Origin of the sequence: Serratia sp. 201, assembly GCF_037027545.1 — a bacterium.
Taxonomy (GTDB): domain Bacteria; phylum Pseudomonadota; class Gammaproteobacteria; order Enterobacterales; family Enterobacteriaceae; genus Serratia; species Serratia bockelmannii.
On the sequence record NZ_JAXCHC010000004.1, the window covers coordinates 246,413 to 268,724 of the forward strand.

16 protein-coding genes are annotated in these 22,312 nt (G+C 61.3%); 5 read left to right on the forward strand and 11 right to left on the reverse strand.

Annotated features, from left to right (window positions below; genetic code table 11):
• The first annotated feature begins 183 nt into the window (after positions 1–183).
• Positions 184–2,574 (forward strand): beta-N-acetylhexosaminidase, encoded by a 2,391-nt coding sequence (locus WA302_RS19950; protein ID WP_099817041.1) that lies wholly within the window; start codon positions 184–186, stop codon positions 2,572–2,574.
• Between the two features lie 36 nt (positions 2,575–2,610).
• Here the strand turns inward: WA302_RS19950 and WA302_RS19955 are convergent, their stop codons facing one another.
• The 6 genes from WA302_RS19955 to argF form a co-directional block, all read right to left on the reverse strand.
• Positions 2,611–5,595, reverse strand: a complete 2,985-nt coding sequence (locus tag WA302_RS19955) for a non-ribosomal peptide synthetase (protein WP_261456564.1) — start codon at positions 5,593–5,595, stop codon at positions 2,611–2,613.
• 204 nt (positions 5,596–5,799) lie between these two features.
• The gene (gene ridA / locus WA302_RS19960) at positions 5,800–6,186 is read right to left on the reverse strand and encodes a 2-iminobutanoate/2-iminopropanoate deaminase (RefSeq protein WP_004933379.1); all 387 of its coding nucleotides are present in this window, start codon (positions 6,184–6,186) and stop codon (positions 5,800–5,802) included.
• A gap of 159 nt (positions 6,187–6,345) precedes the next feature.
• A complete protein-coding gene (pyrI, locus tag WA302_RS19965) occupies positions 6,346–6,810 on the reverse strand; it encodes an aspartate carbamoyltransferase regulatory subunit (protein ID WP_004933377.1) in 465 nt (154 codons plus the stop codon).
• Positions 6,811–6,822: 12 nt separating this feature from the next.
• Complete coding sequence (gene pyrB / locus WA302_RS19970; protein ID WP_049204480.1) at positions 6,823–7,758, reverse strand: aspartate carbamoyltransferase; 936 nt, start codon at positions 7,756–7,758, stop codon at positions 6,823–6,825.
• Between the two features lie 289 nt (positions 7,759–8,047).
• Positions 8,048–9,616: an ABC transporter substrate-binding protein gene (locus WA302_RS19975; protein ID WP_049208821.1), complete on the reverse strand. Its 1,569-nt coding sequence runs from the start codon at positions 9,614–9,616 to the stop codon at positions 8,048–8,050.
• Between the two features lie 194 nt (positions 9,617–9,810).
• Complete coding sequence (gene argF, locus WA302_RS19980) at positions 9,811–10,830, reverse strand: ornithine carbamoyltransferase (RefSeq protein ID WP_049294756.1); 1,020 nt, start codon at positions 10,828–10,830, stop codon at positions 9,811–9,813.
• A gap of 162 nt (positions 10,831–10,992) precedes the next feature.
• Between argF and rraB the strand changes: the two genes are divergently transcribed.
• Together rraB and miaE are read left to right on the forward strand one after the other, a co-directional pair.
• Positions 10,993–11,418, forward strand: coding sequence for a ribonuclease E inhibitor RraB (gene rraB, locus WA302_RS19985; protein WP_025305115.1), 426 nt, complete (start codon positions 10,993–10,995; stop codon positions 11,416–11,418).
• A 178-nt stretch (positions 11,419–11,596) separates the two neighbouring features.
• Positions 11,597–12,361, forward strand: a complete 765-nt coding sequence (gene miaE, locus WA302_RS19990; protein WP_015376459.1) for a tRNA isopentenyl-2-thiomethyl-A-37 hydroxylase MiaE — start codon at positions 11,597–11,599, stop codon at positions 12,359–12,361.
• Positions 12,362–12,376: 15 nt separating this feature from the next.
• Here miaE and WA302_RS19995 read toward each other — a convergent pair whose 3' ends face one another.
• The 5 genes from WA302_RS19995 to pepA form a co-directional block, all read right to left on the reverse strand.
• The gene (locus WA302_RS19995; RefSeq protein ID WP_261456563.1) at positions 12,377–13,984 is read right to left on the reverse strand and encodes a GMC family oxidoreductase; all 1,608 of its coding nucleotides are present in this window, start codon (positions 13,982–13,984) and stop codon (positions 12,377–12,379) included.
• A 227-nt stretch (positions 13,985–14,211) separates the two neighbouring features.
• Entirely contained in the window at positions 14,212–14,715 is a 504-nt protein-coding gene (locus WA302_RS20000; protein ID WP_004933360.1) for a GNAT family N-acetyltransferase, read from the reverse strand.
• A gap of 200 nt (positions 14,716–14,915) precedes the next feature.
• Complete coding sequence (locus WA302_RS20005) at positions 14,916–17,792, reverse strand: valine--tRNA ligase (protein ID WP_049208824.1); 2,877 nt, start codon at positions 17,790–17,792, stop codon at positions 14,916–14,918.
• A gap of 12 nt (positions 17,793–17,804) precedes the next feature.
• Complete coding sequence (locus WA302_RS20010; RefSeq protein WP_336064708.1) at positions 17,805–18,254, reverse strand: DNA polymerase III subunit chi; 450 nt, start codon at positions 18,252–18,254, stop codon at positions 17,805–17,807.
• 84 nt (positions 18,255–18,338) lie between these two features.
• Positions 18,339–19,850 carry a leucyl aminopeptidase gene (gene pepA / locus WA302_RS20015; RefSeq protein WP_004933352.1) on the reverse strand — a complete coding sequence of 504 codons (1,512 nt, stop codon included), beginning with the start codon at positions 19,848–19,850 and terminating at the stop codon, positions 18,339–18,341.
• Positions 19,851–20,132: 282 nt separating this feature from the next.
• Between pepA and lptF the strand changes: the two genes are divergently transcribed.
• Together lptF and lptG are read left to right on the forward strand one after the other, a co-directional pair.
• The gene (lptF, locus tag WA302_RS20020) at positions 20,133–21,227 is read left to right on the forward strand and encodes an LPS export ABC transporter permease LptF (RefSeq protein ID WP_043139168.1); all 1,095 of its coding nucleotides are present in this window, start codon (positions 20,133–20,135) and stop codon (positions 21,225–21,227) included.
• A complete protein-coding gene (gene lptG, locus WA302_RS20025) occupies positions 21,227–22,297 on the forward strand; it encodes an LPS export ABC transporter permease LptG (protein ID WP_019453290.1) in 1,071 nt (356 codons plus the stop codon). Before lptF ends, lptG begins: the two co-directional genes overlap by 1 nt.
• Positions 22,298–22,312 lie beyond the last annotated feature (15 nt).

The window sequence follows — 22,312 nt, forward strand, 5'->3', positions numbered from 1 at the left end:
GAGTCTTTATCTACAGCGTTGGCTGTTTTCCCCTGCGCCTTTCAAGCCACCGCGTTGTTGGCTGTACGCCCGCCCCCCAGTGACTTAGCAGACCTAAGCGCCTGGGGATGCGGGCGCTTGCCGCCTAGCGGTGGTTTGAAATTCATTGGGGATATTTTGTTTTTTTCCTCTGAGGAATTTCCGATGCACAGACCTTTCCGTTATACGCTACTGGCTTCATCGTTATGGTTTTCTTGCGGCGCGCTGGCGCAGCCGGCGGGTGATTTGCCGCTGATGCCCTGGCCGCAGCAGGTGGAAGTGACGCAACCGGCGGGCAAGCTGGTGCTGGATCGCCGATTGTCTCTGACGCTGCAGGGTGATGATTTGGGCGACGCGCTGCCGCGCTGGCGCCAGCGCATCGAGTTGCAGACCGGCTGGACGCTGGCGCTGAGGGAAGAAGCAAACGGCGCGGCGATCAAAGTGGTGATCAAGGACCGGGTGGCGGCGCAGCCGCTGCCGGGCAGCGATGAGAGCTACCGGCTGGCGGTCACGCCGCAGGGCGCCACGCTGACCGCCAACACTCGCTTTGGCGCGCTGCGCGGCATGGAGACCCTGCTGCAGCTGCTGCAGACCGACGGGCAAAACACTTTCCTGCCATTGGTGGATATTCGCGACGTGCCGCGTTTTCCGTGGCGCGGCGTGCTGCTGGATTCGGCGCGCCATTTCCTGCCGCTGCCGGACATTCTGCGCCAGCTTGACGGCATGGCGGCGGCCAAGCTCAACGTATTCCACTGGCACCTGACCGACGATCAGGGCTGGCGCTTCGCCTCCGAGCATTACCCCAAATTGCAGCAGCAGGCCAGCGACGGCCAGTTTTACACCCGTGAGCAAATGCGGCAGGTGGTGGCTTACGCCACGGCGCGCGGCATTCGCGTGGTGCCGGAGATCGACATGCCGGGGCACGCCTCCAGCATCGCGGTGGCCTATCCCGATCTGATGAGCGCGCCGGGGCCGTATCGCATGGAGCGCGAGTGGGGCGTGCATAAGCCGACGCTCGATCCGACCCGCGACGAGGTGTATCAGTTTGTCGATACGATCGTCGGCGAGCTGGCGGCGATCTTCCCCGATCCTTATCTGCACATCGGCGGCGACGAAGTGGACGCCAGCCAGTGGCGGGCATCGCCGTCGATTCAGGCGTTTATGCAGCAGAACGGGCTGGCGGATACCCATGCGCTGCAGGCCTACTTCAACCAGAAGCTGGAAAAGATCCTCGAGAAGCACCAGCGGCAGATGGTCGGCTGGGATGAGATCTACCATCCGTCGCTGCCGCGCTCGATCGTCATTCAATCCTGGCAGGGGCAAGACTCGCTGGGCGCCAGCGCGCAGGACGGCTATCAGGGCATCCTCTCCACCGGTTTCTACCTCGATCAGCCGCAAAGCACCGCCTATCACTACCGCAATGAAATTCTGCCGCAGCCGCTGGGGGTTGAGACGGCGGTGCAACCCGGCGAGCAGGCGCAAAGCTGGCGTTTCAGCATGCCGCGTCTGAAGGGTAGCGCGGTGGAGGGCAGCTTCACGCTGATCGAGGGCAAGCAGGGCTGGCGCGGCTTTATCGATTTCAACGGCAAGTCGCGCCGCGCGGTGCACGACATCGTCTGGCGCACGCCGCAGCAGGTGACGTTCCGCGTCGATACCTGGATGGGCGACACGCGGCCGGTGGTCACGCTGCAACAGGACAAGCTCAGCGGCTATACGCTGGTCGGCAACGTGCGTTACCCCACCAGCGGCGACAAGCTGGCGGCGGCGCCGGCGGGCAAGATGCCGGTGGTGCCGGACGAGAAAGGGCAGGCCAATATTCTCGGCGGTGAAGCGGCGCTGTGGGCGGAAAACGTGCGCGCGCCGCTGATCGATCTCAAGCTGTGGCCGCGCGCCTTCGCGGTGGCGGAGCGGCTGTGGTCGGCGCAGGACGTTACCGACGAAAGCAACATGTACCGGCGGCTGGCGGCGATCGACGCCTGGTCGGTGGTGTCGGTCGGCCTGCAGCAGCATGCGGAAACGGCGCGCGAATTCACCCGGCTGAGCAACAGCGTGCAGATCGCGCCGCTACAGATCCTGGCCGAGGCGGTGGAACCGGCGCAGTATTACACCCGGCAGCACCTGAAGTTCCAGGCCGGCAACTATCATCAGTTCGAACCGCTGAACCGCTTTGCCGATGCGCTGCCGCCGGAGAGCGGCGCGGTGCGTGACATGCATGCCCAGGTTGCGGCTTTGCTGAAGGATAAGCGCGATAAGGCGGCGGCGCAGGCGCTGCGCGAACGGCTGCAGCGCTGGCAGGCGAACGGCGCGGCGCTGCAAACGGCGATCGCGGGCAACCGCACGCTGCGGGAGCTGGCGCCGGTGGCGCAGGACGTCGATGCCCTGGCCGTATTGGGGTTAACGCTGCTGGATCGCCATCAGCAGGACAAACCGCTGAGCCGGGCCGAGGCCGAACAAGCGCAGCGCCGGCTGGATGCGGCGGCGCAGACGCGCGACGAAGTGGTGATTGCCGCGGTGTACCCGCTGGAGGCGCTGCTGCGGGGGCTTAAAACGGAGTGAGGGTGACGGGGCTCGGCCAGTTGAGCCCCGGTTTCATTACGCCTGTAGCGACAGCGGCGCATACCCGATGGCGTGCTGCAGGTAATTCAGCAGCAGCTGGCGGGTGAAGCGCGGCTCATCGATACCGCTGCCCTGCAGGAAGCGTTGCAGGTTGCTGCAGTCCCACCGATAGGTGTCTTGATAGAGCTCCACCGTCGATAGCTCGTCCACCATAGGATCCTTGAACAGGCTGAGCAGCGGGTACAGCGGCGCGTCGCTGTCGTTTTCCCATTGGGCCCGCCACTGTGCGAAGGGCAAGGGACGAAAACGATAACCGAACTCGCGCTCCAGCAGGCTGAAAAACTCACGCAGCGTCAGATTATTGTCACCTTGATGGATCAGGTTGAATTTCTGCCCCAGCGCCTGCGGATTGCGAGAGACGTGGGCGATGGCCCGGGTCATGTAATCCACCGTGGTCAACCCTTCGCGCATATCCCGTAAATCCGGCACCGTGCCGCTGCTGATGCAGGTTTTCACCAGCCGTCCCCACCATTGATAATCGGCGTTGACGCCGGTACGGCTGTGGCAGGTGGCGTAGCCCAGGCGGAAGGTCATCAGCGGCAGGCCTTGCGCCGCCGCCAAATCGGCAATTTTCTCCATCACCCATTTGCTGCGCACGTAGCCGATATCGCGGCTGACCGCCGGCAGGTTTTGGTCGATATCGTCGCTTTCCCGCATCACCCGCTTGCCGGTGTGCAGATGCCCCCAGCTGTATACGGAGATGGTCGACAGCAGCATCAGCGGCTTGGTGCGGCTATGCGCCGCGAAGCGAATGATTTCCCGCAGGCCCTGCACGTTGTCGCGCTTCATGTAGGCGTAAGGCTGGATAAAATTCACCGCGCTGGCCGAATGGTAAATCAGATCGATATCTCGGCTTAACGCCCTGTAGGCCGCCGGCGTCAGCGAAAAGTCGTGTTCCGCTACGTTGCCAGGCACGATATGAATGCGCGCGTGCTGGCTGGCGTTCAGCGCGATCCGGTAGCGCTGCAGCACCGCCTCCAGCCGCTGTCTCGGCGGCAGTTTGGCGCCGTCGCGCACCAGACAGTACAGCTCGGCGTCGGTGGTGCGCAGCAGATCGGCCAACAGATGCGCGCCGACGAAGCCGGTGGCGCCGGTCAGCAAAATGGCGCGCGGCGCGCTGATTTGCCGCGGATCGAACGTCGGATCGATGACGAGATCCGACGGCAAATAAACATCATCCTGCAAGGCACGCGCTTCGCCTTGCCGCTGTGTCGGTTGCCGGTCTCTGCGTTGTGCCAGTGCCTGCGCCAGGGCGCCCAGAGTGGGATATTCATAGATGTCGTGCACCGAAGTCTCGACGGCAAATGCCTCGGCCAGCGCCGCCATCAGTTTGGCCGCCAACAGCGAATGGCCGCCCAGCGAGAAAAAATCATCGTCGGCTGCGGGCTGTTCCACTTTCAGCAGCGAGCGCCAGAGATCGGCGACGACGCGCTGGTCGGCGGTCAGCGGCTGCGCAACGTCGACACTGACGCTGACCGATTGGTAATGCGCCAACAGAGCCGCTTTGTCGATCTTGCCGTTGTTGTTCAGCGGCATGTGTTCCAGTAAACGATAATCGGCGGGCAGAAATGCGGTGGGCAGCGTTTCTTTCAGTTTCTGTCGGACGCGTGCGGTCACGTTTTCGCTGTCACTCTCCGCGATCAGAAACGCCACGATTTTCTTGCCCAGCGGATCGTCAGCCATTGCCACGGCGGCCACCGCTTTACGGACGCCCGCAACCTGCAGCATGGCGTTTTCGATTTCGCCCAGTTCAATGCGATTGCCGCGGATTTTGACCTGATCGTCGATACGGCCCAGATATTGAATGCGGCCATCCGCCAGCCAACGAGCCCGATCGCCGCTGCGGTACAGGCGCAATCCGGCGAAGTGAGGCGGGGTGATGAAGCGCTCGGCGGTCAACGCCGGATTGTTCAGGTAGCCGCGGGCCAGACAGCGGCCGCTGACATACAGCTCGCCGGGGCGATCGCCGATCACGGGCTGCAGTCGGTCATCGAGGATGAAGATTTCGGTATCGCCGATGGGCCGCCCAATGCTGGCGGGCGGGTTTTGCGTGGCGCAAGCCACCCGGTTGCAGGTGGCGAATATGGTGGCTTCCGTCGGGCCGTAGTAGTCGATCAATGAATAATCGATGCCGCGCAGATCGACCGGATGAAGTTTCTCCCCTGAGCTGAACAGATACCGCAGCGCCAGATTGGCCGGTTGCGGCGCGCCGACCACTTCGGCAACCAGTACGGCGGGCAGGCTGGCGTGGGTAATGCCCTGTTCGGCAAAGTAGGCCAGCAGGACTTCCGGCTGCAGGCGAGCGTCTTCCGGGGGCAGATACAATGTGCCGCCGCTGGTCAGAGGCGACCAGATCTCCCATTGCGCGACGTCGAAACTCAAGCCGGCGATCAGCGTAGAACGACTTTCGGCATCCATGGCGAATTGCTTGTTATGCCAGAGAATTAAATTCAGCAGTGACTGATGTTCTATCAGCACACCTTTCGGTTTGCCGGTGGTGCCTGAAGTGAAAATGAGATAAACGATGGCATCGGGAGACGGAGAAATTAACGTTATATTCTCCTGCGAAGAAGTTGATATATTATCAATATAAATAATATCCTCGCTGAAGTTATTTTCCGAAAGCGCTATCGTCGCGTTGCTGGCGAGTATTAAAGGGGAACCGCTTTGCGTGACGATATCCTGTATTCTTTTTTCCGGGTAACGGGCGTCGATGGGAATATAGCCTGCGCCGGCTTTGACGATCGCCAACATACCGATCAGCATTTCCGGCGTGCGCAGCGTGACGAGCGGCACATAGCTGCCGGGCGCCACGCCCCGCCGTAGCAACAGCGCGCACAGTGCGCTGCTGGCTTCATCCAATTGACGGTAGGTCAGGTGTTTATTATCGCCGACGACGGCGGTTTTTTCCGGATAACGGGAAACTTGTTGGATAAAATAATCCAATACGCTAGGTGCCATGGTTATCTCCTGTCATTATTCACGAAGTGAACGAAATGAAACAGCAATGACCCGGCCGGGTGAAAAACAATTATAGGCGTATTTTTATTAGGGAATTGTAAATGTGAACGATATTACGCTATCGCTATAAATTAATTGGGTTAATAAAATGATTATCAATAAAAACGGCCAGTCTGCACTGGCCGTGATTCGCATGCGTGTCGATTAACGACGCACGGCGATGGCTTCGATTTCGATCTTCACGTCTTTCGGCAGACGCGCCACTTCTACGCAAGAGCGGGCCGGGAACGGCGCGCTGTGCTCGGTGAAGAAGGCTTCGTACGCGGCGTTGACGGTGGCGAAGTCGTTCAGGTCTTTCACGAATACGGTGGTTTTCACGATGTCGGCAACGATCAGGCCGGCGGCTTCGACGATCGCTTTAACGTTTTCCAGCGACTGGCGCGCCTGTGCGGCGACGTCGTCGGCGACGGCGCCGGTTTTCGGATCGACCGGGATCTGGCCGGAAGTGATGATCATGCTGCCCAGATCAACGCCCTGCACGTAAGGACCAATGGCTGCCGGGGCGAGTTCAGTGCTGATATTACGTGACATGTTTTCTCCTGATAGACCCGTTGTCTTTCACGCCGCCGCGCGGTCGGCCGCAGCGTAAAATTCGGTGGGTAGCAACGTGGGTAGAGTAATTTTCAGAGGACCCATTATAGGGCGTCACCGGGAGAATGACAGCGCCATCTCCCGGCGCCCATGCCGGGCTTAGTCTGCCTGCAGTACCACCTGATGCTCGAACTCTTTTTCGCAGTAGCGGCATTTCAGGTGCACTTCGCCGCCGCGCGATTTGACGCTGAAGCTCGACGCCACCGGCTCGCTGCGGCTGATGCAGTTGCCGTTCGGGCAGGTCAGCACGCCGTCGATGTGGTCCGGCAGGCTGAGGGTCAGCTTGCGTACCACTTCATAGTTGTCGATGCGGTTTACCGTGGCCTTCGGCGCGTACATCGCCAGCTGGTTAGCCTGCTGCTCGGTCAGGAAGGTGTTCTCGATCTTGATCAGATCCTTGCGGCCCAGCTCGTTGGAGGGCAGGTTCAGGCCGATGGTGATGCGCTGGTCGGTGGCGGTCAGCTTGAACAGCGTCAGCAGCTTGAAACCGATCTGCGCCGGAATGTGGTCGATCACCGTGCCGCATTTGATCGCTTCGACCTGCAGTTTGTTGTCGTGAGTCATGGCGGTTCCCCCTTAAAGAGCCAAATCTGCGTTGAGCACCAGCGCCAGCAGCGCCTGACGGGCGAAGATGCCGTTGCCCGCCTGCTGGAAGTAGTAAGCGTGCGGCGTTTTATCCACGTCGGTGGCGATCTCGTCGATGCGCGGCAGCGGGTGCAGCACCTTGAGGTTGGCGCGCGCGCCGGCCAGATCCGCGGCGCGCAGCACGAACTGCGCCTTCACGTTGGCGTACTCGGAAGGATCGAGGCGCTCTTTCTGCACCCGGGTCATGTAGAGAATATCCAGCTCCGGCACCACTTCTTCAATGCTGCTGTGCAGGCTGTACTCGATGCCTTTCTCTTCCAGCATTTTCAGGATGTAGGCCGGCATCGCCAGCGCGTCCGGGGCGATGAAGTAGAAGCGGTTGCCTTCGAATTTGGCCAGCGCCTGGGTGAGCGAGTGCACGGTGCGGCCGTATTTCAGGTCGCCGACCATGGCGATGCTGAGGTTGCTCAGGCGCCCCTGGGTTTCCTGGATGGTGAACAGATCCAGCAGGGTCTGGGTCGGGTGTTGGTTGGCGCCGTCGCCGGCGTTGAGCACCGGCACGTTGCCGGAGAATTCCGAGGCCATGCGCGCTGCGCCTTCCTGCGGATGGCGCATCACGATGGCGTCCACATAGGTGCTGATCACCGAGATGGTGTCGGCCAGGGTTTCGCCTTTTTTGCCAAGCGAGGTGTTGCTGCCGTCGGCGAAACCGACCACCGAGGCGCCGAGGCGGTGCATCGAGGTTTCGAACGACAGGCGGGTACGGGTCGAGGCTTCAAAGAAGCAGCTGGCGATCACCTTGTGTTTCAACAGTTCCGGCTGCGGGTTGGCTTTCAGACCGGCGGCGGTGCGCAGCACCAGCTCCAGATCCTCGCGGCTGAGATCGTTAATAGAGATGATGTGTTTGTGATACAGCGGGTTGGCCATTTTTCACTCCTCCTCGACGCGTGCCCGTGGCGCGGGACTTTTTAAGGCAAAAAAAAGCCCCTCAATGAGGGGCTTGAAACGATCGGTTTAGCAACAGGAGAAACAACGGCAGCTGGCCGCCGATAGGCAGTCGGTTTTGTCGATTGCGGCTAACAAAACAAACGTCGTTTTTCATGCTTTCTCCTGGCAAATTGTGGCGCATTATACTCGCGCTTTTCGCCACTGCAAGCGTTAAAACGCCGTTTTTTGCCGCCCCGCAATCGATTGGCCGGCGATGGCCGCTCGCCGGCTATTTGCTGACGCGATCGTAGTAGACCATGTCGGCGTTCAACCCTTGTTGATAGCCTTTGACGTTGTCGCGCAGCACCACTTCGGTTTTAGCCTGATCGATAAACACGTACGGCGAACTGCGCTGCAGCTCCTGCTGCATGGCGGTGTACAGCGCGCGGCGCTTGGCTGGATCGGCTTCGGCCAGCGCCGCCAGCGTCTGCTTATTCAACTGCGGGATCTGCCAGCCGTTCAGCCCGGCCACCGTGCTGCTTTTGCCGTCGTTGTAGGCGAAGGCGCTGGCGTTGGAGTGGGCGTCGAAGTAATCCGGGATCCACAGCCGGATCGCCGCCTGATGCTGCCTGGCGCGCACGCGTGAGTAAACCTGGCTGCCCGCGGCCGGCAGCAGTTCGATCTTCACACCGGCGGCGGCGAAGCTGCCCTGCAGCGCCTGCGCGATGGTGATGAACGGCGGTTTGTTCTCTACGTCCAGCGTAAAGGCGGCGTGGGTGATGCCCGCCTTGGCCAGGATGGCTTTCGCTTTAGCCGGATCGTAGCTGAATGGGTTGGTCTCCAGCGCGCCCGGCAGCCCGACCGGCAGGAAGCTCTGGTGCACGAAGTATTGGCCCTTCAGCAGATCCTTCGTGATGCCCTGATAATCCACCAGATAGCGCGCCGCTTCCCAGAAGGCCGGGTTGTTCAGCAGCGGATTGGCGCCGTTGCCGGTGTTGAACACCAGGTAGTTTTGCTCGGCGGACGGGATCTCCAGCACCTTGACGCCCGGCTGGTTCTTCAGCGTGTCGGTCTGATCGGCGCCGAGTTCGCGGGCGATATCAGCGTCGCCCTGCTGGATCAGCAGGCGGCGGGTGGCCGGATCCGGTACGTTTTTAATGATGATGTTTTTCAGCTGCGGCTTGTCGCCCGGCGAGGTGGGGTTGGCGTCCAGCACGATCGCCTGATGCGGCTGATAGACGCGCATCTTGAACGGGCCGCTGCCGGCGGAGTGCATTTTCAGCCAGGCGTTGCCGAAGTCGCCGTCTTTGACGTTGGCCAGCGCCGCCTTGCTGTCGACGATCGAGGCGATCGGCGTCGAGAGGATATTCAGCGCCACCGCCGGGCTGACGTCCGCCGTCCAGCGCAGCTGCACGGTATGGTCGTCGATCTTCTTCAGCTGCGCGTCGATGTTGTCCGGTTGCCAGCCGAGCACGTTGAGGATGAACGCCGGCGACTTGTTCATTTTCACCGCGCGGCTGTAAGAGAAGATCACGTCGTCAGCGGTCAGCGGATTGCCGGAGGCAAACGCCGCCTGCGGCCGCAGTTTCACCGTCAGCGTTTTAGCCGCCGCATCGCCCTGCCAGCTTTCCGCCAGCACCGGCGCCACCTTAGCCGGATCGTCGCGATCCGCCTGCACCAGACGCTGATACAGGCTGGGCACTGTCTGGATGCTGGAGAGTTCGTTGGCTTCCGCCGGATCGAGGCTGACGATGTCATCCAGCGATTGCACCACCACCAGCGTATTCGGCGGCGTGGCGGCTAACGTGGCGGTGGGCAGGGCGGCGAGCAGGAACAGCGGCAAGAGTTTGGCTTTCATCGGTGTGTATCCCCTGAAGGCGCCGCAAGGCGGCGCTGAGAACGGTTTGTTATCGTTGGTTTTTACGGCGCGGGCGCCGTCGGCCTGTCACGGTAGAACCTTTGCCGGCGGCGGGCAAAGGCCAATCCGCTATTTGATATTCCAGGAATATATTAGCCGCCCTGGCCGGGGGTGCCAGGGCGGAGGGGGAACAATCAGAGGGTTTCGCTCAGCGTGGCGACCAGCACCGCCTTGATGGTGTGCAGCCGGTTTTCCGCCTGATCGAACACCACGCTGTGCGCCGATTCGAACACCTCGTCGGTCACTTCCATGCCGCCGTGCAGATCGTACTGCTGCGCCATCTGCTTGCCGAGCGTGGTTTGGTCGTCGTGGAAAGCCGGCAGGCAGTGCAGGAACTTCACGTTCGGGTTGCCGGTCAGCTTCAGCATCGCCATGTTGACCTGATACGGCCGCAGCAGCGCGATACGCTCTTGCCAGGTTTCTTTCGGTTCGCCCATCGACACCCAGACGTCAGTGTAGAGGAAATCGGCGTCTTGCACCCCTTCGGCAATGTCTTCGGTCAGGGTGAGTTTCGCGCCGGTTTGCTGCGCCAGCGCCTGGCATTCGGCCACCAGCTCCGGCTGCGGCCAGCAGGCCTTCGGCGCCACCAGCCGCAGATCCATGCCCGCCAGCGCGGCGGCTTCCAGCAGCGTGTTGCCCATGTTGTTGCGCGCGTCGCCGACGTACGCCAGCTTCACCTCGCTCAGCGCCTTGCCCGGCAGGTGTTCCTGCACGGTGAGCAGATCCGCCAGCAGCTGAGTGGGGTGGAACTCGTCGGTCAGGCCGTTCCACACCGGCACGCCGGCGTGTTCCGCCAGGGTTTCCACCAGCGCCTGGCCGTAGCCGCGGTATTGAATACCGTCGTACAGGCGGCCCAGCACCCGGGCGGTGTCTTTCATCGACTCTTTATGGCCGATCTGGCTGCCGCTTGGGCCGAGATAGGTCACCTGCGCACCCTGATCGAATGCGGCAACTTCGAAAGAGCATCGCGTGCGGGTCGAGTCTTTTTCGAAGATGAGCGCAATGTTTTTGCCCTGCAGCCGGCGCTGTTCCTGCCCCTGCTTCTTGGCCTGTTTCAGATCGGCCGAAAGCCGCAGCAGCGCCTGCAGCTCGGCGGGGGTGAAATCCATTAACCTCAGAAAGTGACGTTGGTAGAACGCATTGCCGGTGCTCATAGTCCGATTCCCTGATTGTGTAATTGAATTAAAATTCACTTTATATGTATGAATATTCAATTTCAACCCCAGCGAGGAAATCTTTCACGTTTATCGTGGAAGCAATGTCGGCGGTGTGTGAAAATAGAAGGAATGAAGGCCATTTGACTTGAGGATATAGGCATGGCAAACCGCGAATTGCTGGAAGAACAACGTGAAGAGACCCGCCTGATCATCGAAGAACTGCTGGAAGACGGCAGCGATCCGGACGCGCTCTACACCATCGAGCACCATCTGTCCGCCGAGAAATTTGAGGTTCTGGAGCAGGCCGCCGTTGAAGCCTTCAAGCTGGGCTACGAAGTGACCGACGCCGAAGAGCTGGAAGTGGAAGACGGTTCGATGGTGATGTGCTGCGACGTGATCAGCGAAGTCGGCCTGAACGCCGAGCTGATCGACGCCCAGGTAGAACAGCTGGTGGCGCTGGCGGAACGCTGCGGCGTCAACTACGACGGCTGGGGCACCTACTTCGAAGATCCGAACGGTGAAGACGGTGAGGATGACGAAGACGGCGACTACATCGACGAAGACGACGACGGCAAACGCCACTAATTAACCTCGCTTATTCACATGGGCCGGTTCTCGCCGGCCCCTGATATCCCCGTCGTCTTTCAAGCTGCAGCGTTGTTGGCTGCACTCTCTCACCCCAGTCACTTACCTGAGTAAGCTCCTGGGGATGAGTGAGCTGGCCGCCTAGCTGCGACTTGAAATACATAGGGCAATGAAGCCGATGACATACCAATCCCTGTTAGCCCCGATTTTAAGCTTCCTGCACTGTGAAACTCCCGACGCCTGGATCGACGCCGCGCGCCGTCCGGAAAACCTGCAGCTGTTGCTGACCGACCACCTGGTGTGCGAGCTGAAAGCCGCACAGACCGGCATGTGGCTGATCCGCCGCTACGTGGCGGACAAAGAGAGCGGCGACGCGCTGTTGGCGCTGCTGCGGCCCTACGAGGCGTTTCTGCACGAGGCGCAGGGCGCGCCGGACACGCTGTTCCGCCAGGGCCAGTTCACCCGCAAGATCCTGCCGAAAAACGGCTCGGCCTACGGCCAGGATCTGGCGGATCGCATGGTGCTGTTGATCAAGGAAGAGTTGCATCACTTCTCGCAGGTGCTGGAGATCATGCAGGCGCGCGGGATCCCGTATCGCAAGATCACCGCCAGCCGCTACGCCAAGGGCATGATACGCGAGATCCGCACCCACGATCCGGCGACGCTGATCGACAAACTGATCTGCGGCGCCTACATCGAAGCGCGATCCTGCGAACGCTTCGCCAAACTGGCGCCACACCTGGACGATGAGCTGAACCGCTTTTACGTCTCGCTGCTGCGATCCGAAGCGCGGCATTATCAGGACTACCTGACATTGGCCGAGCAGATCGCCGGCGGCGACATCAGCGAACGGGTGGCGCATTTCGGCCGCCTCGAAGCCGAGCTGATCCTGTCGCCGGACAGCGAGCTGCGTTTCCACAGCGGCGTGCCCGCCGCCGCCTGACGTTGAAGCGCGCCCTTACTGCGGCGCGCCCAGCAACAGATCCACCGCCTTTTCCGCCAGCATGATGGTTGGCGCATTGGTGTTGCCGCTGGTGAGCTGCGGCATCACCGAGCAGTCGATCACCCGCAGCCGTTCAAAACCGTGCACCCGCAGCTGCGGATCGGTCACCGCGTCCTGTGGCGACGGCCCCATGCGGCAACTGCCCACCGGGTGATACACCGTCTTGCAGAAGTTGCGCACGAAGGCTTCCAGCTGAGCTTCGTCGCGTGTCCACTCCGGCTGCGGCATCAGCAGGTCTTTGATCAGCGGCTTCAGCGCCGCGGTTTGCAGGAAATCCAGGCCGAACTTCACCGCGCGCACGCTGCCGGCCAGATCGTCCGGGTGGCCGAGGTAGTTGGCGTGCAGCTTGACCGGATCGCGCGGGTTGCTGCTGCGCAGCTGCACTTCGCCGCGCGCCTTCGGCTGCAGGTAGCCGACCTTGAGCGTGAAGCCGTGAATGTTCGGCAGCGGCTCGCCGGGCACGTCGTCCCAGCTGTCCAGCAGCGGCAGGAAGTGGATCTGCACGTCCGGCCGGCCGTCGCCCTGGCTGTCGGTGAAGGCGGCGCCTTCCAGCACGTTGGATGAGAGCACGCCGCTGCGAAACGCCAGCCACTGCGCGCCGTGGCTCAGCGCCTGCAGACCGCGATCGGCGCCGAACAGGCTGATCGGCTCGCGGGTGCTGACGTTGATCGACATGTGCAGATGGTCGTGGAAGTTTTTGCCCACCGGCAGATCCGCCCGCACCTCGATGCCCAGCTGCTGCAGGTGGTCGCGCGGGCCGATGCCGGACAGCATCAGCAGCTTCGGCGAACCGACCGCGCCGGCGCTGACGATCACCTCTTTGGTGGCGAGTGCGGTCACTTCGGCGCCGCCGTTCTGGCTGTAGACCACGCCGGTGGCGACGTTGCCCTCGAAGGTCAGCCGATGCGCCAGGGCGTTCAGTTTCACCACCAGCCGCCGTTCGTCGCGCACCGCCTTCAGGTAGGTGCGGGCGGTGCTGGCGCGTTCGCCGTTGTGGGTGGTGGTTTGGTAGAAACCGACGCCGTGCTGGCTGTCGCCGTTGAAGTCGTTGCGATAGGGCAGGTTCAGCTCCTGGCCGGCGCGGATAAACGCCATGCTCAGCGGGTGGCGGTAGCGGTTTTCGCTGACCGGCAGCAGCCCGTCGGCGCCGTGGTAGTCGTCGGACAGGCTTTCATTGGCCTCGGCGCGTTTGAAGTAGGGCAGCACATCCCGGTAGCTCCAGCCGGCGCAGCCATAGCGTTCGGCCCAGTCGTCGTAGTCCTGCGGCTGGCCGCGCAGGTAGATCATGCCGTTGACCGAACTGCTGCCGCCCAGCACCTTGCCCTGCGCGATCTGCATGCGGCGGTTATTTGCATGAGGTTCCGGTTCCGTCTCGTAGGGCCAGCTTTTTTTGGCGATGATCTTGGCCACCCCGGCCGGCATCTTGATAAACAGGTTATTGTCGTCGCCGCCGGCTTCCAGCAGCATCACCCGCGCCTGGGTGCGGCGGATCAGCTGCGCCGCCAGCACGCAGCCGGCGGATCCGGCGCCGACGATGATGTAATCAAAGGTATTTTCCGACATGACAGCTCTCCGTGCGCGATTGGGATACTGGCAGAGTAGCGCGGGGGGAAAAACGGTCAATTTGCGATCGTTAATTTATTAACGAACTTCACATTAAATTTACATCATGGTTTTTAACGTCAGTTTATCTGCTTGAAAAACGGCGTTATAGCGAGTTTTACTGATTGATTGCGATATTAATAAAATGGCGCAGCACGCTGCGCCATGATAGAGAGACGGGGGGACGATTACAGCGTTTTCAGCATGGTGACTTCGCAATCGACGTGGCCGGTGGCGCCCATCGCGTGGTCGATGTGTTCGAAGCCCAGGTGTTCGTACAGTGCAACTGCCTGCGTCAGGCTGGCGGTGGTCTCGAGGTAACAACAGCGGAAGCCGTGCTGGCGAGCGAAATCCAGCGCCTGCAGCGCCAGGCGTTTCGCCAATCCTTTGCCGCGCAACACCGGCAGGAAATACATCTTCTGTAATTCGCAAATATCGTCTGCGCCGCCCTGCAGCGGCGCGATGCCGCCGCCGCCGGCGACCTGGCCGTCCACCTCGATCACCCAGTAAGCGCTGCGCGGCAGGCTGTAGAGCTGATACAGGGCGTCCAGATTGGGATCGGAGACGGTATAGCCTTTATCCGCCGTCAGGCCGTGCTCGGCGGAGACTTCGCGAATGACGTGAGCAATGGCGGGATTGTCTTCCGCCGTGATGGGGCGCACCAGCAGGCGCGCCGGGGTTGCTGTTGTCATGTTTACACTCGCCATTGAAAGAGACCACGTTCGTTTTTCGTTTTTATCGCAGCACGAAACGCGCCGGGGATTATTTCCCGGCGGCGTCCCTGCAGCAGTAATATCTTGTAATAACATCTAACCCGGCCCGGATGCAACGGCGATAAAAAAACAGCGGGGAAGACCCCGCTGTTTTTCAGGCGTTGGCGTGAGCCGGTGGATTACAGCGCGGCGATGGTCGCCTGCTGTTCCTGCAGCTTCACTTTGCCTTCTTTGCAGGCCGCCAGACGATCGCGTTCTTTGGCAACCACCGCCTCCGGCGCGCGCGCCACGAAGCCTTCGTTCGCCAGCTTGCCTTCGATCGAAGCGATTTCCGCATCCAGCTTGCCCATCTCTTTGGCCAGACGCGCGATCTCGGCGTCCTTGTCGATGAAACCGGCCATCGGGATCAGCAGCTCGGCGCCGTCCACCAGCTTGGTGACGGAGACCGGGCCTTTCTCACCGGCTGGCAGCAGCGCGATGGATTCCAGGCGCGCCAGACGGGCGATAAAGCTTTGGTTCTCCTGCACGCGGCGCTGGGCGTCGGCGCTGCAGTTGCGCAGCAGCACGTCTAGCGTTTTGCTAGGCGCGATGTTCATCTCGGCGCGGATGTTGCGCACGGCGATGATGGTTTGCTTGATCCACTCCAGATCGTTCAGCGCCTGCTCGTCTTCCAGCGCGGCGTCGTAGGCCGGGAACGGCTGCAGCATGATGGTGTCTGCGGTCGTGCCGGTCAGCGGCTTCACGCGCTGCCAGATGGTTTCGGTGATGAACGGAATGATCGGGTGCGCCAGGCGCAGCAGCGCTTCCAGCACGGTGATCAGCGTGTGGCGGGTGCCGCGCTGTTCCGCTTCGCTGCCGTTGCTCACCACCGGCTTGGTCAGTTCCAGATACCAGTCGCAGAACTGGTTCCAGGTGAATTCGTACAGGATGTTGGCCGCCAGATCGAAGCGGTAGGTATCCAGCGCTTCGCGGTAGGCTTTCACCGTGCGGTTGAATTCGGCCAGGATCCAGCGATCCGCCAGCGACAGCACTTTCTCGCCGCCGTTGAAGCCGCAGTCGTGCGCTTCGGTGTTCATCAGCACGAAGCGGCTGGCGTTCCACAGCTTGTTACAGAAGTTGCGGTAGCCTTCCAGGCGCTTCATGTCCCAGTTGATGTCGCGGCCGGTCGAAGCCAGCGCCGCCAGGGTGAAGCGCAGGGCGTCGGTGCCGTGCGGCTCGATGCCGTTCGGGAACTGCTTCTCGGTGCGCTTGCGGATTTTCTCCGCCAGCTGCGGCTGCATCATGTTGCCGGTGCGTTTTTCCAGCAGATCTTCCAGCGAGATGCCGTCGACCATGTCCAGCGGGTCGATCACGTTGCCTTTCGACTTGGACATCTTCTGGCCTTCGTCGTCGCGGATAAGGCCGGTCATGTAGACGGTCTTGAACGGCACCTGCGGCTTGCCGTTTTCATCCTTGATGAAGTGCATGGTCAGCATGATCATGCGCGCGATCCAGAAGAAGATGATGTCGAAGCCGCTGACCATCACGCTGGTCGGGTGGAAGGTTTTCAGCGCCTCGGTCTGCTCCGGCCAGCCCAGGGTGGAGAAGGTCCACAGCCCGGACGAGAACCAGGTGTCCAGCACGTCTTCATCCTGGGTCAGCACCACGTCGGCGCCCAGGTTGTTCTCGCTGCGCACTTCTTCTTCGCTGCGGCCCACGTAGACTTTGCCGTTCACGTCGTACCAGGCCGGGATGCGGTGGCCCCACCACAGCTGACGCGAGATGCACCAGTCCTGAATGTCGCGCATCCAGCTGAAATACATGTTTTCGTACTGCTTCGGCACGAACTGGATGTCACCCTGTTCGACCGCTTCCACCGCCACTTTGGCCAGCGGCGCGGTGCGCACGTACCATTGGTCGGTCAGCATCGGCTCGATCACCACGCCGCCGCGGTCGCCGTAAGGCACCGTCAGGTCGTGCGGTTTGACCTCGTCCAGCAGGCCCAACTGATCGAAGGCGGCAACCACCGCTTTACGCGCGGCGAAGCGCTCCAGGCCGCGGAACTCGGCCGGGATCTCGTTGCAGTAGTCGGTGCAGACTTCGCCCAGGGTGTTGAACACTTCCGCTTCCTGACGGATGTCGCCGTCGAAGGTCAGAATGTTGATCATCGGCAGGCCGTGGCGTTTGCCGACTTCGTAGTCGTTGAAATCGTGCGCCGGGGTGATCTTCACGCAGCCGGTGCCTTTTTCCATATCGGCGTGTTCGTCGCCGACGATGCGGATGCGGCGGCCGACCAGCGGCAGAATGATCTCTTTGCCGATCAGGTCTTTATAGCGTGGATCTTCCGGGTTGACGGCCACGCCGGTATCGCCCAGCACGGTTTCCGGACGGGTGGTGGCGACCACCAGATAGTCTTTGCCCTCGGCGGTTTTCGCGCCGTCGGCCAGCGGGTAGCGCAGGTGCCACATGGAACCTTTGGACTCGCGGTTTTCCACTTCCAGATCGGAGATGGCGGTGCGCAGCTTCGGATCCCAGTTCACCAGGCGCTTGCCGCGGTAGATCAGGTCTTCTTTGTGCAGACGGACAAACACTTCGCGCACCGCGTTCGACAGGCCTTCGTCCATGGTGAAGCGCTCGCGCTCCCAGTCCACGGAGTTGCCCAGACGGCGCATCTGGCGGGTGATGGTGCCGCCGGATTCCGCCTTCCACTGCCAGATTTTGTCGATGAACGCGTCACGGCCGTAGTCGTGGCGGGTTTTGCCTTCTTCCGCGGCGATCTTGCGCTCCACCACCATCTGGGTGGCGATGCCGGCGTGGTCGGTGCCCGCCTGCCACAGGGTGTTTTTACCCTGCATGCGCTGATAGCGAATCATGGTGTCCATGATGGTCTGCTGGAACGCGTGGCCCATGTGCAGGCTGCCGGTGACGTTCGGCGGCGGGATCATGATGCAGAAGCTTTCCTGGCTGGTGTCGCCGTTCGGCTTGAAGTAACCCTGATTCTCCCAGTGATCGTACAGCTTCTGTTCGATCTGTTTTGGGTCGTATGCGGTGTCGAGCTGACTGTTTGTCTTTTCCATTCTTTATCGTATTCAGTGAGTTGGCGGCGTAGCCGTGGTCAAATGGAAGCCGACGCTGCGATAGGCCTTGTAACGGTCGCGCGCCAACTGTTTCAGAGTGTCTTCGTAAGGAACGAAGTCTACCACTTCATGGAAAGCGGTAGCAAAATCGGCAAACTGCGGCAGCAGGGCGATCAGCAGATCGCGCGGGGCGTTGCCGCGCTTGCCGGGCCAGCACAGTTCCACCGGCGCGCCGTAGTGCGGCCCTTCGCCGGCCAGGTTGTGCGGCACGAATTCATGCGGCTCGCGCTGCCACAGCGCTTCGTCCAGCCGCTGGGCCTGCTCCTGGCTCTCGCAGGCGATCAGCACCCGCTTGCCGGCGCGGAAGCCGTTGGCGGCAACGGCGCAGGCCACGGCCTCATGGGCGCTGAGCGCGCCTGACGGTTCCGCGTTGTCGAGCAAATAAAACGTCGCCTTTTTCATTAAGGATCCACCGCTGCCGATAAAAAAATGTAGGGGCACAGCATGCTGTGCCCCTTGGGATTATACCTGAATTACCGCTCAGATTTAATCGTCGCCGTTCAGACCTGCACGGTTGAGCAGGAACTGCGACAGCAGCGCCACCGGGCGGCCGGTCGCGCCCTTGGCTTTACCGGAGCGCCAGGCGGTGCCGGCGATATCCAGGTGTGCCCAGGTGTACTTGCGGGTGAAGCGCGACAGGAAGCAGGCGGCGGTGATGGCGCCACCAGGGCGGCCACCGATGTTCGCCATGTCGGCGAAGTTGGAGTCCAACTGCTCGTAGTACTCGTCGGCCATCGGCAGGCGCCAGGCGCGGTCGCCGGCCTGCTCGGAAGCGCCCAGCAGCTCGTGCGCCAGCGGGTTGTGGTTCGACATCAGGCCGGTGATGTGGTGGCCCAAGGCGATCACGCAGGCGCCGGTCAGGGTGGCGATGTCGATCACCAGCTCCGGTTCGAAGCGCTCGACGTAGGTCAGGGTGTCGCACAGCACCAGGCGGCCTTCGGCGTCGGTGTTGAGCACCTCGACGGTCTGGCCGGACATGGTGGTCAGCACGTCGCCCGGACGATACGCCCGGCCGCCCGGCATGTTTTCACAGCCGGCCAGCACGCCGATCACGTTCAGCGGCAGGTTCAGCTCCGCCACCACGCGCATCACGCCGTACACGGTCGCCGCGCCGCACATGTCGTATTTCATCTCGTCCATGCCGTCGGCCGGTTTGATCGAGATGCCGCCGGAGTCGAAGGTCAGCCCTTTGCCTACCAGCACGATCGGCTTAGCGTCCGGATTTGGGTTGCCCTTATATTCCATCACCGACATCAATGATTCGTTCTGCGAACCAGCGCCGACCGCCAGATAGGCGTTCATGCCCAGCTCTTTCATCTGCTGTTCGCCGATGACGCGGGTGGTGATGTTGGTGCTGAAGGCGTCCGCCAACTGACGGGCCTGCGAGGCCAGGTAGCCGGCGTTACAGATGTTCGGCGGCATGTTGCCGAGATCTTTGGCCGCCTTGATGCCGGAAGCCACCGCCAGGCCGTGCTGGATAGCGCGCTCGCCGCTGGTGAGCTCACGGCGGGTCGGCACGTTGAACACCATTTTGCGCAGCGGACGACGCGGTTCCACCTTGTTGCTTTTCAGCTGATCGAAGGTGTAGAGCGTCTCTTTGGCGGTTTCTACCGCCTGACGCACTTTCCAGTAGGTGTTGCGGCCTTTCACGTGCAGTTCGGTCAGGAAGCAGACCGCTTCCATCGAGCCGGTGTCGTTGAGGGTATTGATGGTTTTCTGGATCACCTGCTTGTATTGGCGCTCATCGAGCTCGCGCTCTTTGCCGCAGCCGATCAGCAGGATGCGCTCGGAGAGAATGTTGGGCACATGGTGCAGTAGCAGCGTCTGCCCGACCTTGCCTTCCAGTTCGCCACGGCGCAGCAATGCGCTGATATAACCATCACTGATTTTGTCGAGTTGTTCTGCGATAGGGGACAGGCGGCGCGGTTCGAAAACGCCGACTACAATACAGGCACTGCGCTGTTTTTCCGGGCTACCGCTTTTTACACTGAACTCCATGCACTCTCCTGAATCTTAAAGACAAAGGCGGACGCTACGGCTAGAATAACCGACTCCGTAACGATCTCCTGCCATTTGAGTTAACGGATTATGTTAACCTGAACGGCATAAATTGCTCTGTTTTGGCGACTATAAGCAAGTTCCTATAGGACACCCAAACGGCTTGATGTTGTAATACTATTTTAGCTGTGAAGGTTGCCATATGATGAGAATAAATGGCGGATTAACGATGAAATTATCGATTTTCCTGCAAAAAGACAAGTTTTCACAGGCGTAATAAGCGTGATCATCATAAGATATCTGGTACGGGAAACGCTCAAGAGCCAAATCGCCATCCTGTTCATCCTGCTTCTGATCTTCTTTTGTCAGAATTTGGTCAGGGTGTTGGGCGACGCGGTGGACGGCAATATCCCGACAAACTTAGTACTCTCTCTGCTCGCGTTGGGCGTGCCGAAAATGGCGCAGCTCATCCTGCCTTTGAGCCTGTTTCTCGGCTTGCTGATGACGCTTGGGCGGTTGTATACCGAGAGCGAAATCACCGTTATGCACGCCTGCGGGCTGGGCAAGCGCACCCTGATTATCGCCGCCATGATCCTGGCGCTGCTCACCTCTGCGATCGCGGCGGTGAACGTGTTTTGGGCCGGCCCCTGGGCTTCGCGTTATCAGGACGTGGTGGTGAACGAAGCCAAGGCCAACCCGAGCATCGCCGGGCTGGCGGAAGGGCAGTTCAAACCCTCGCAGGACGGCAACGCGGTGCTGTTTATCGGCAACGTGAAGGGCAGCACCTTCAACGACGTGTTCCTGGCGCAGCTGCGGCCGAACGGCAACCAACGCCCGTCGGTGGTGGTGGCCGAGCACGGCAACATCGTGCAGCAGAAAGACGGCTCGCAGGTGGTGACGCTCGACAAGGGCACCCGCTTTGAAGGCACCGCGCTGCTGCGCGACTTCCGCATTACCGACTTCACCGATTACAAGGCGGTGATTGGCCACCGCACCGTGGCGGCGGACAACACCGAATCCGAACAGATGTCGATGCAGACGCTGTGGGAGTCCGACGATCCGGACGCGCGCGCCGAGCTGCACTGGCGCCTGACGCTGGTGGTCTCGGTGGCGCTGATGGCGCTGCTGGTGGTGCCGCTCAGCGTGGTGAACCCGCGCCAGGGCCGCGTGCTGAGCATGCTACCGGCCATCCTGCTGTATCTGATCTTCTTCCTGCTGCAGACCTCGCTGCGCTCCAACGCCGGCAAGGGCAAGCTGGATCCGATGCTGTGGCTGTGGCTGGTTAACGGCGTTTACTTCGCGATCGCGCTGGCGCTGAACCTGTGGGATACCGTGCCGATGCGTAAGCTGCGCGCACGCCTGAGAGGAGCGGCCTGATGTTTGGCGTATTAGACCGGTATATCGGTAAAACGATTTTCAACACCATCATCATGACGCTGTTCATGCTGGTGTCGCTGTCCGGCATCATCAAGTTTGTCGATCAGCTGCGCAAGGTCGGCCAGGGCGAGTACACCGCGCTGAGCGCCGGCATGTACACCCTGCTGAGCGTGCCGAAAGACATCGAGATCTTCTTCCCGATGGCGGCGCTGCTTGGCGCGCTGCTCGGCCTGGGCCAACTGGCGACGCGCAGCGAACTGGTGGTGATGCAGGCTTCCGGCTTTACCCGCCTGCAGATCGCCGGCTCGGTGATGAAAACCGCCATTCCGCTGGTGCTGCTGACCATGGCGATCGGCGAGTGGGTAGCGCCGCAGGGCGAGCAGATGGCGCGTAACTACCGCGCCCAGCAGATGTACGGCGGCTCGCTGCTCTCCACCAAGAGCGGGCTGTGGGCGAAGGACGGCAATGACTTCATCTACATCGAGCGCGTCTCCGGCGATAAAGAACTCTCCGGTGTGAACATCTACCACTTCAACGATCAGCGTCGCCTGGAAACGGTGCGCTATGCCGCTACCGCCAGCTTCGAGAACGGCCTGTGGCAGCTTTCGCAGGTGGACACCTCGGATCTGACCAACCCGAAACAGGTGACCGGCACCCAGACGCTGACCGGCGAATGGAAAACTAACCTAACCCCGGACAAGCTGGGCGTGGTGGCGCTGGATCCGGATTCGCTCTCCATCAGCGGGCTGCACAACTACGTGAAGTACCTGAAGCAGAGCGGCCAGGAATCCAACCGTTACCAGCTCAACATGTGGAGCAAAATCTTCTCGCCGCTGTCGGTGGCGGTGATGATGCTGATGGCGCTGTCGTTCATCTTCGGCCCGCTGCGCAGCGTGCCGATGGGTATCCGCGTGGTGACCGGCATCAGCTTCGGCTTCCTGTTCTACGTGCTGGACCAGATCTTCGGCCCGCTGAGCATGGTCTACAGCATGCCGCCGGTGCTGGGCGCGCTGCTGCCGAGCATGCTGTTCCTGCTGATCAGCGTGTATATGCTGCTCAAACGCAAGTAGCGGGGCGATTGGCAG

What these genes read in the sequence shown, in the direction of transcription:
- ridA (WP_004933379.1), bottom strand. Translation starts at nt 6,186, where the DNA reads ATGTCACGTAATATCAGCACTGAACTCGCCCCGGCAGCCATTGGTCCT.
- WA302_RS19975 (WP_049208821.1), bottom strand. Translation starts at nt 9,616, where the DNA reads ATGAAAGCCAAACTCTTGCCGCTGTTCCTGCTCGCCGCCCTGCCCACC.
- pyrI (WP_004933377.1), bottom strand. Translation starts at nt 6,810, where the DNA reads ATGACTCACGACAACAAACTGCAGGTCGAAGCGATCAAATGCGGCACG.
- pyrB (WP_049204480.1), bottom strand. Translation starts at nt 7,758, where the DNA reads ATGGCCAACCCGCTGTATCACAAACACATCATCTCTATTAACGATCTC.
- lptG (WP_019453290.1), top strand. Translation starts at nt 21,227, where the DNA reads ATGTTTGGCGTATTAGACCGGTATATCGGTAAAACGATTTTCAACACC.
- miaE (WP_015376459.1), top strand. Translation starts at nt 11,597, where the DNA reads ATGACATACCAATCCCTGTTAGCCCCGATTTTAAGCTTCCTGCACTGT.
- argF (WP_049294756.1), bottom strand. Translation starts at nt 10,830, where the DNA reads ATGAGCACCGGCAATGCGTTCTACCAACGTCACTTTCTGAGGTTAATG.
- WA302_RS19955 (WP_261456564.1), bottom strand. Translation starts at nt 5,595, where the DNA reads ATGGCACCTAGCGTATTGGATTATTTTATCCAACAAGTTTCCCGTTAT.
- WA302_RS19995 (WP_261456563.1), bottom strand. Translation starts at nt 13,984, where the DNA reads ATGTCGGAAAATACCTTTGATTACATCATCGTCGGCGCCGGATCCGCC.
- pepA (WP_004933352.1), bottom strand. Translation starts at nt 19,850, where the DNA reads ATGGAGTTCAGTGTAAAAAGCGGTAGCCCGGAAAAACAGCGCAGTGCC.
- WA302_RS20000 (WP_004933360.1), bottom strand. Translation starts at nt 14,715, where the DNA reads ATGACAACAGCAACCCCGGCGCGCCTGCTGGTGCGCCCCATCACGGCG.
- rraB (WP_025305115.1), top strand. Translation starts at nt 10,993, where the DNA reads ATGGCAAACCGCGAATTGCTGGAAGAACAACGTGAAGAGACCCGCCTG.
- WA302_RS19950 (WP_099817041.1), top strand. Translation starts at nt 184, where the DNA reads ATGCACAGACCTTTCCGTTATACGCTACTGGCTTCATCGTTATGGTTT.
- WA302_RS20005 (WP_049208824.1), bottom strand. Translation starts at nt 17,792, where the DNA reads ATGGAAAAGACAAACAGTCAGCTCGACACCGCATACGACCCAAAACAG.
- WA302_RS20010 (WP_336064708.1), bottom strand. Translation starts at nt 18,254, where the DNA reads ATGAAAAAGGCGACGTTTTATTTGCTCGACAACGCGGAACCGTCAGGC.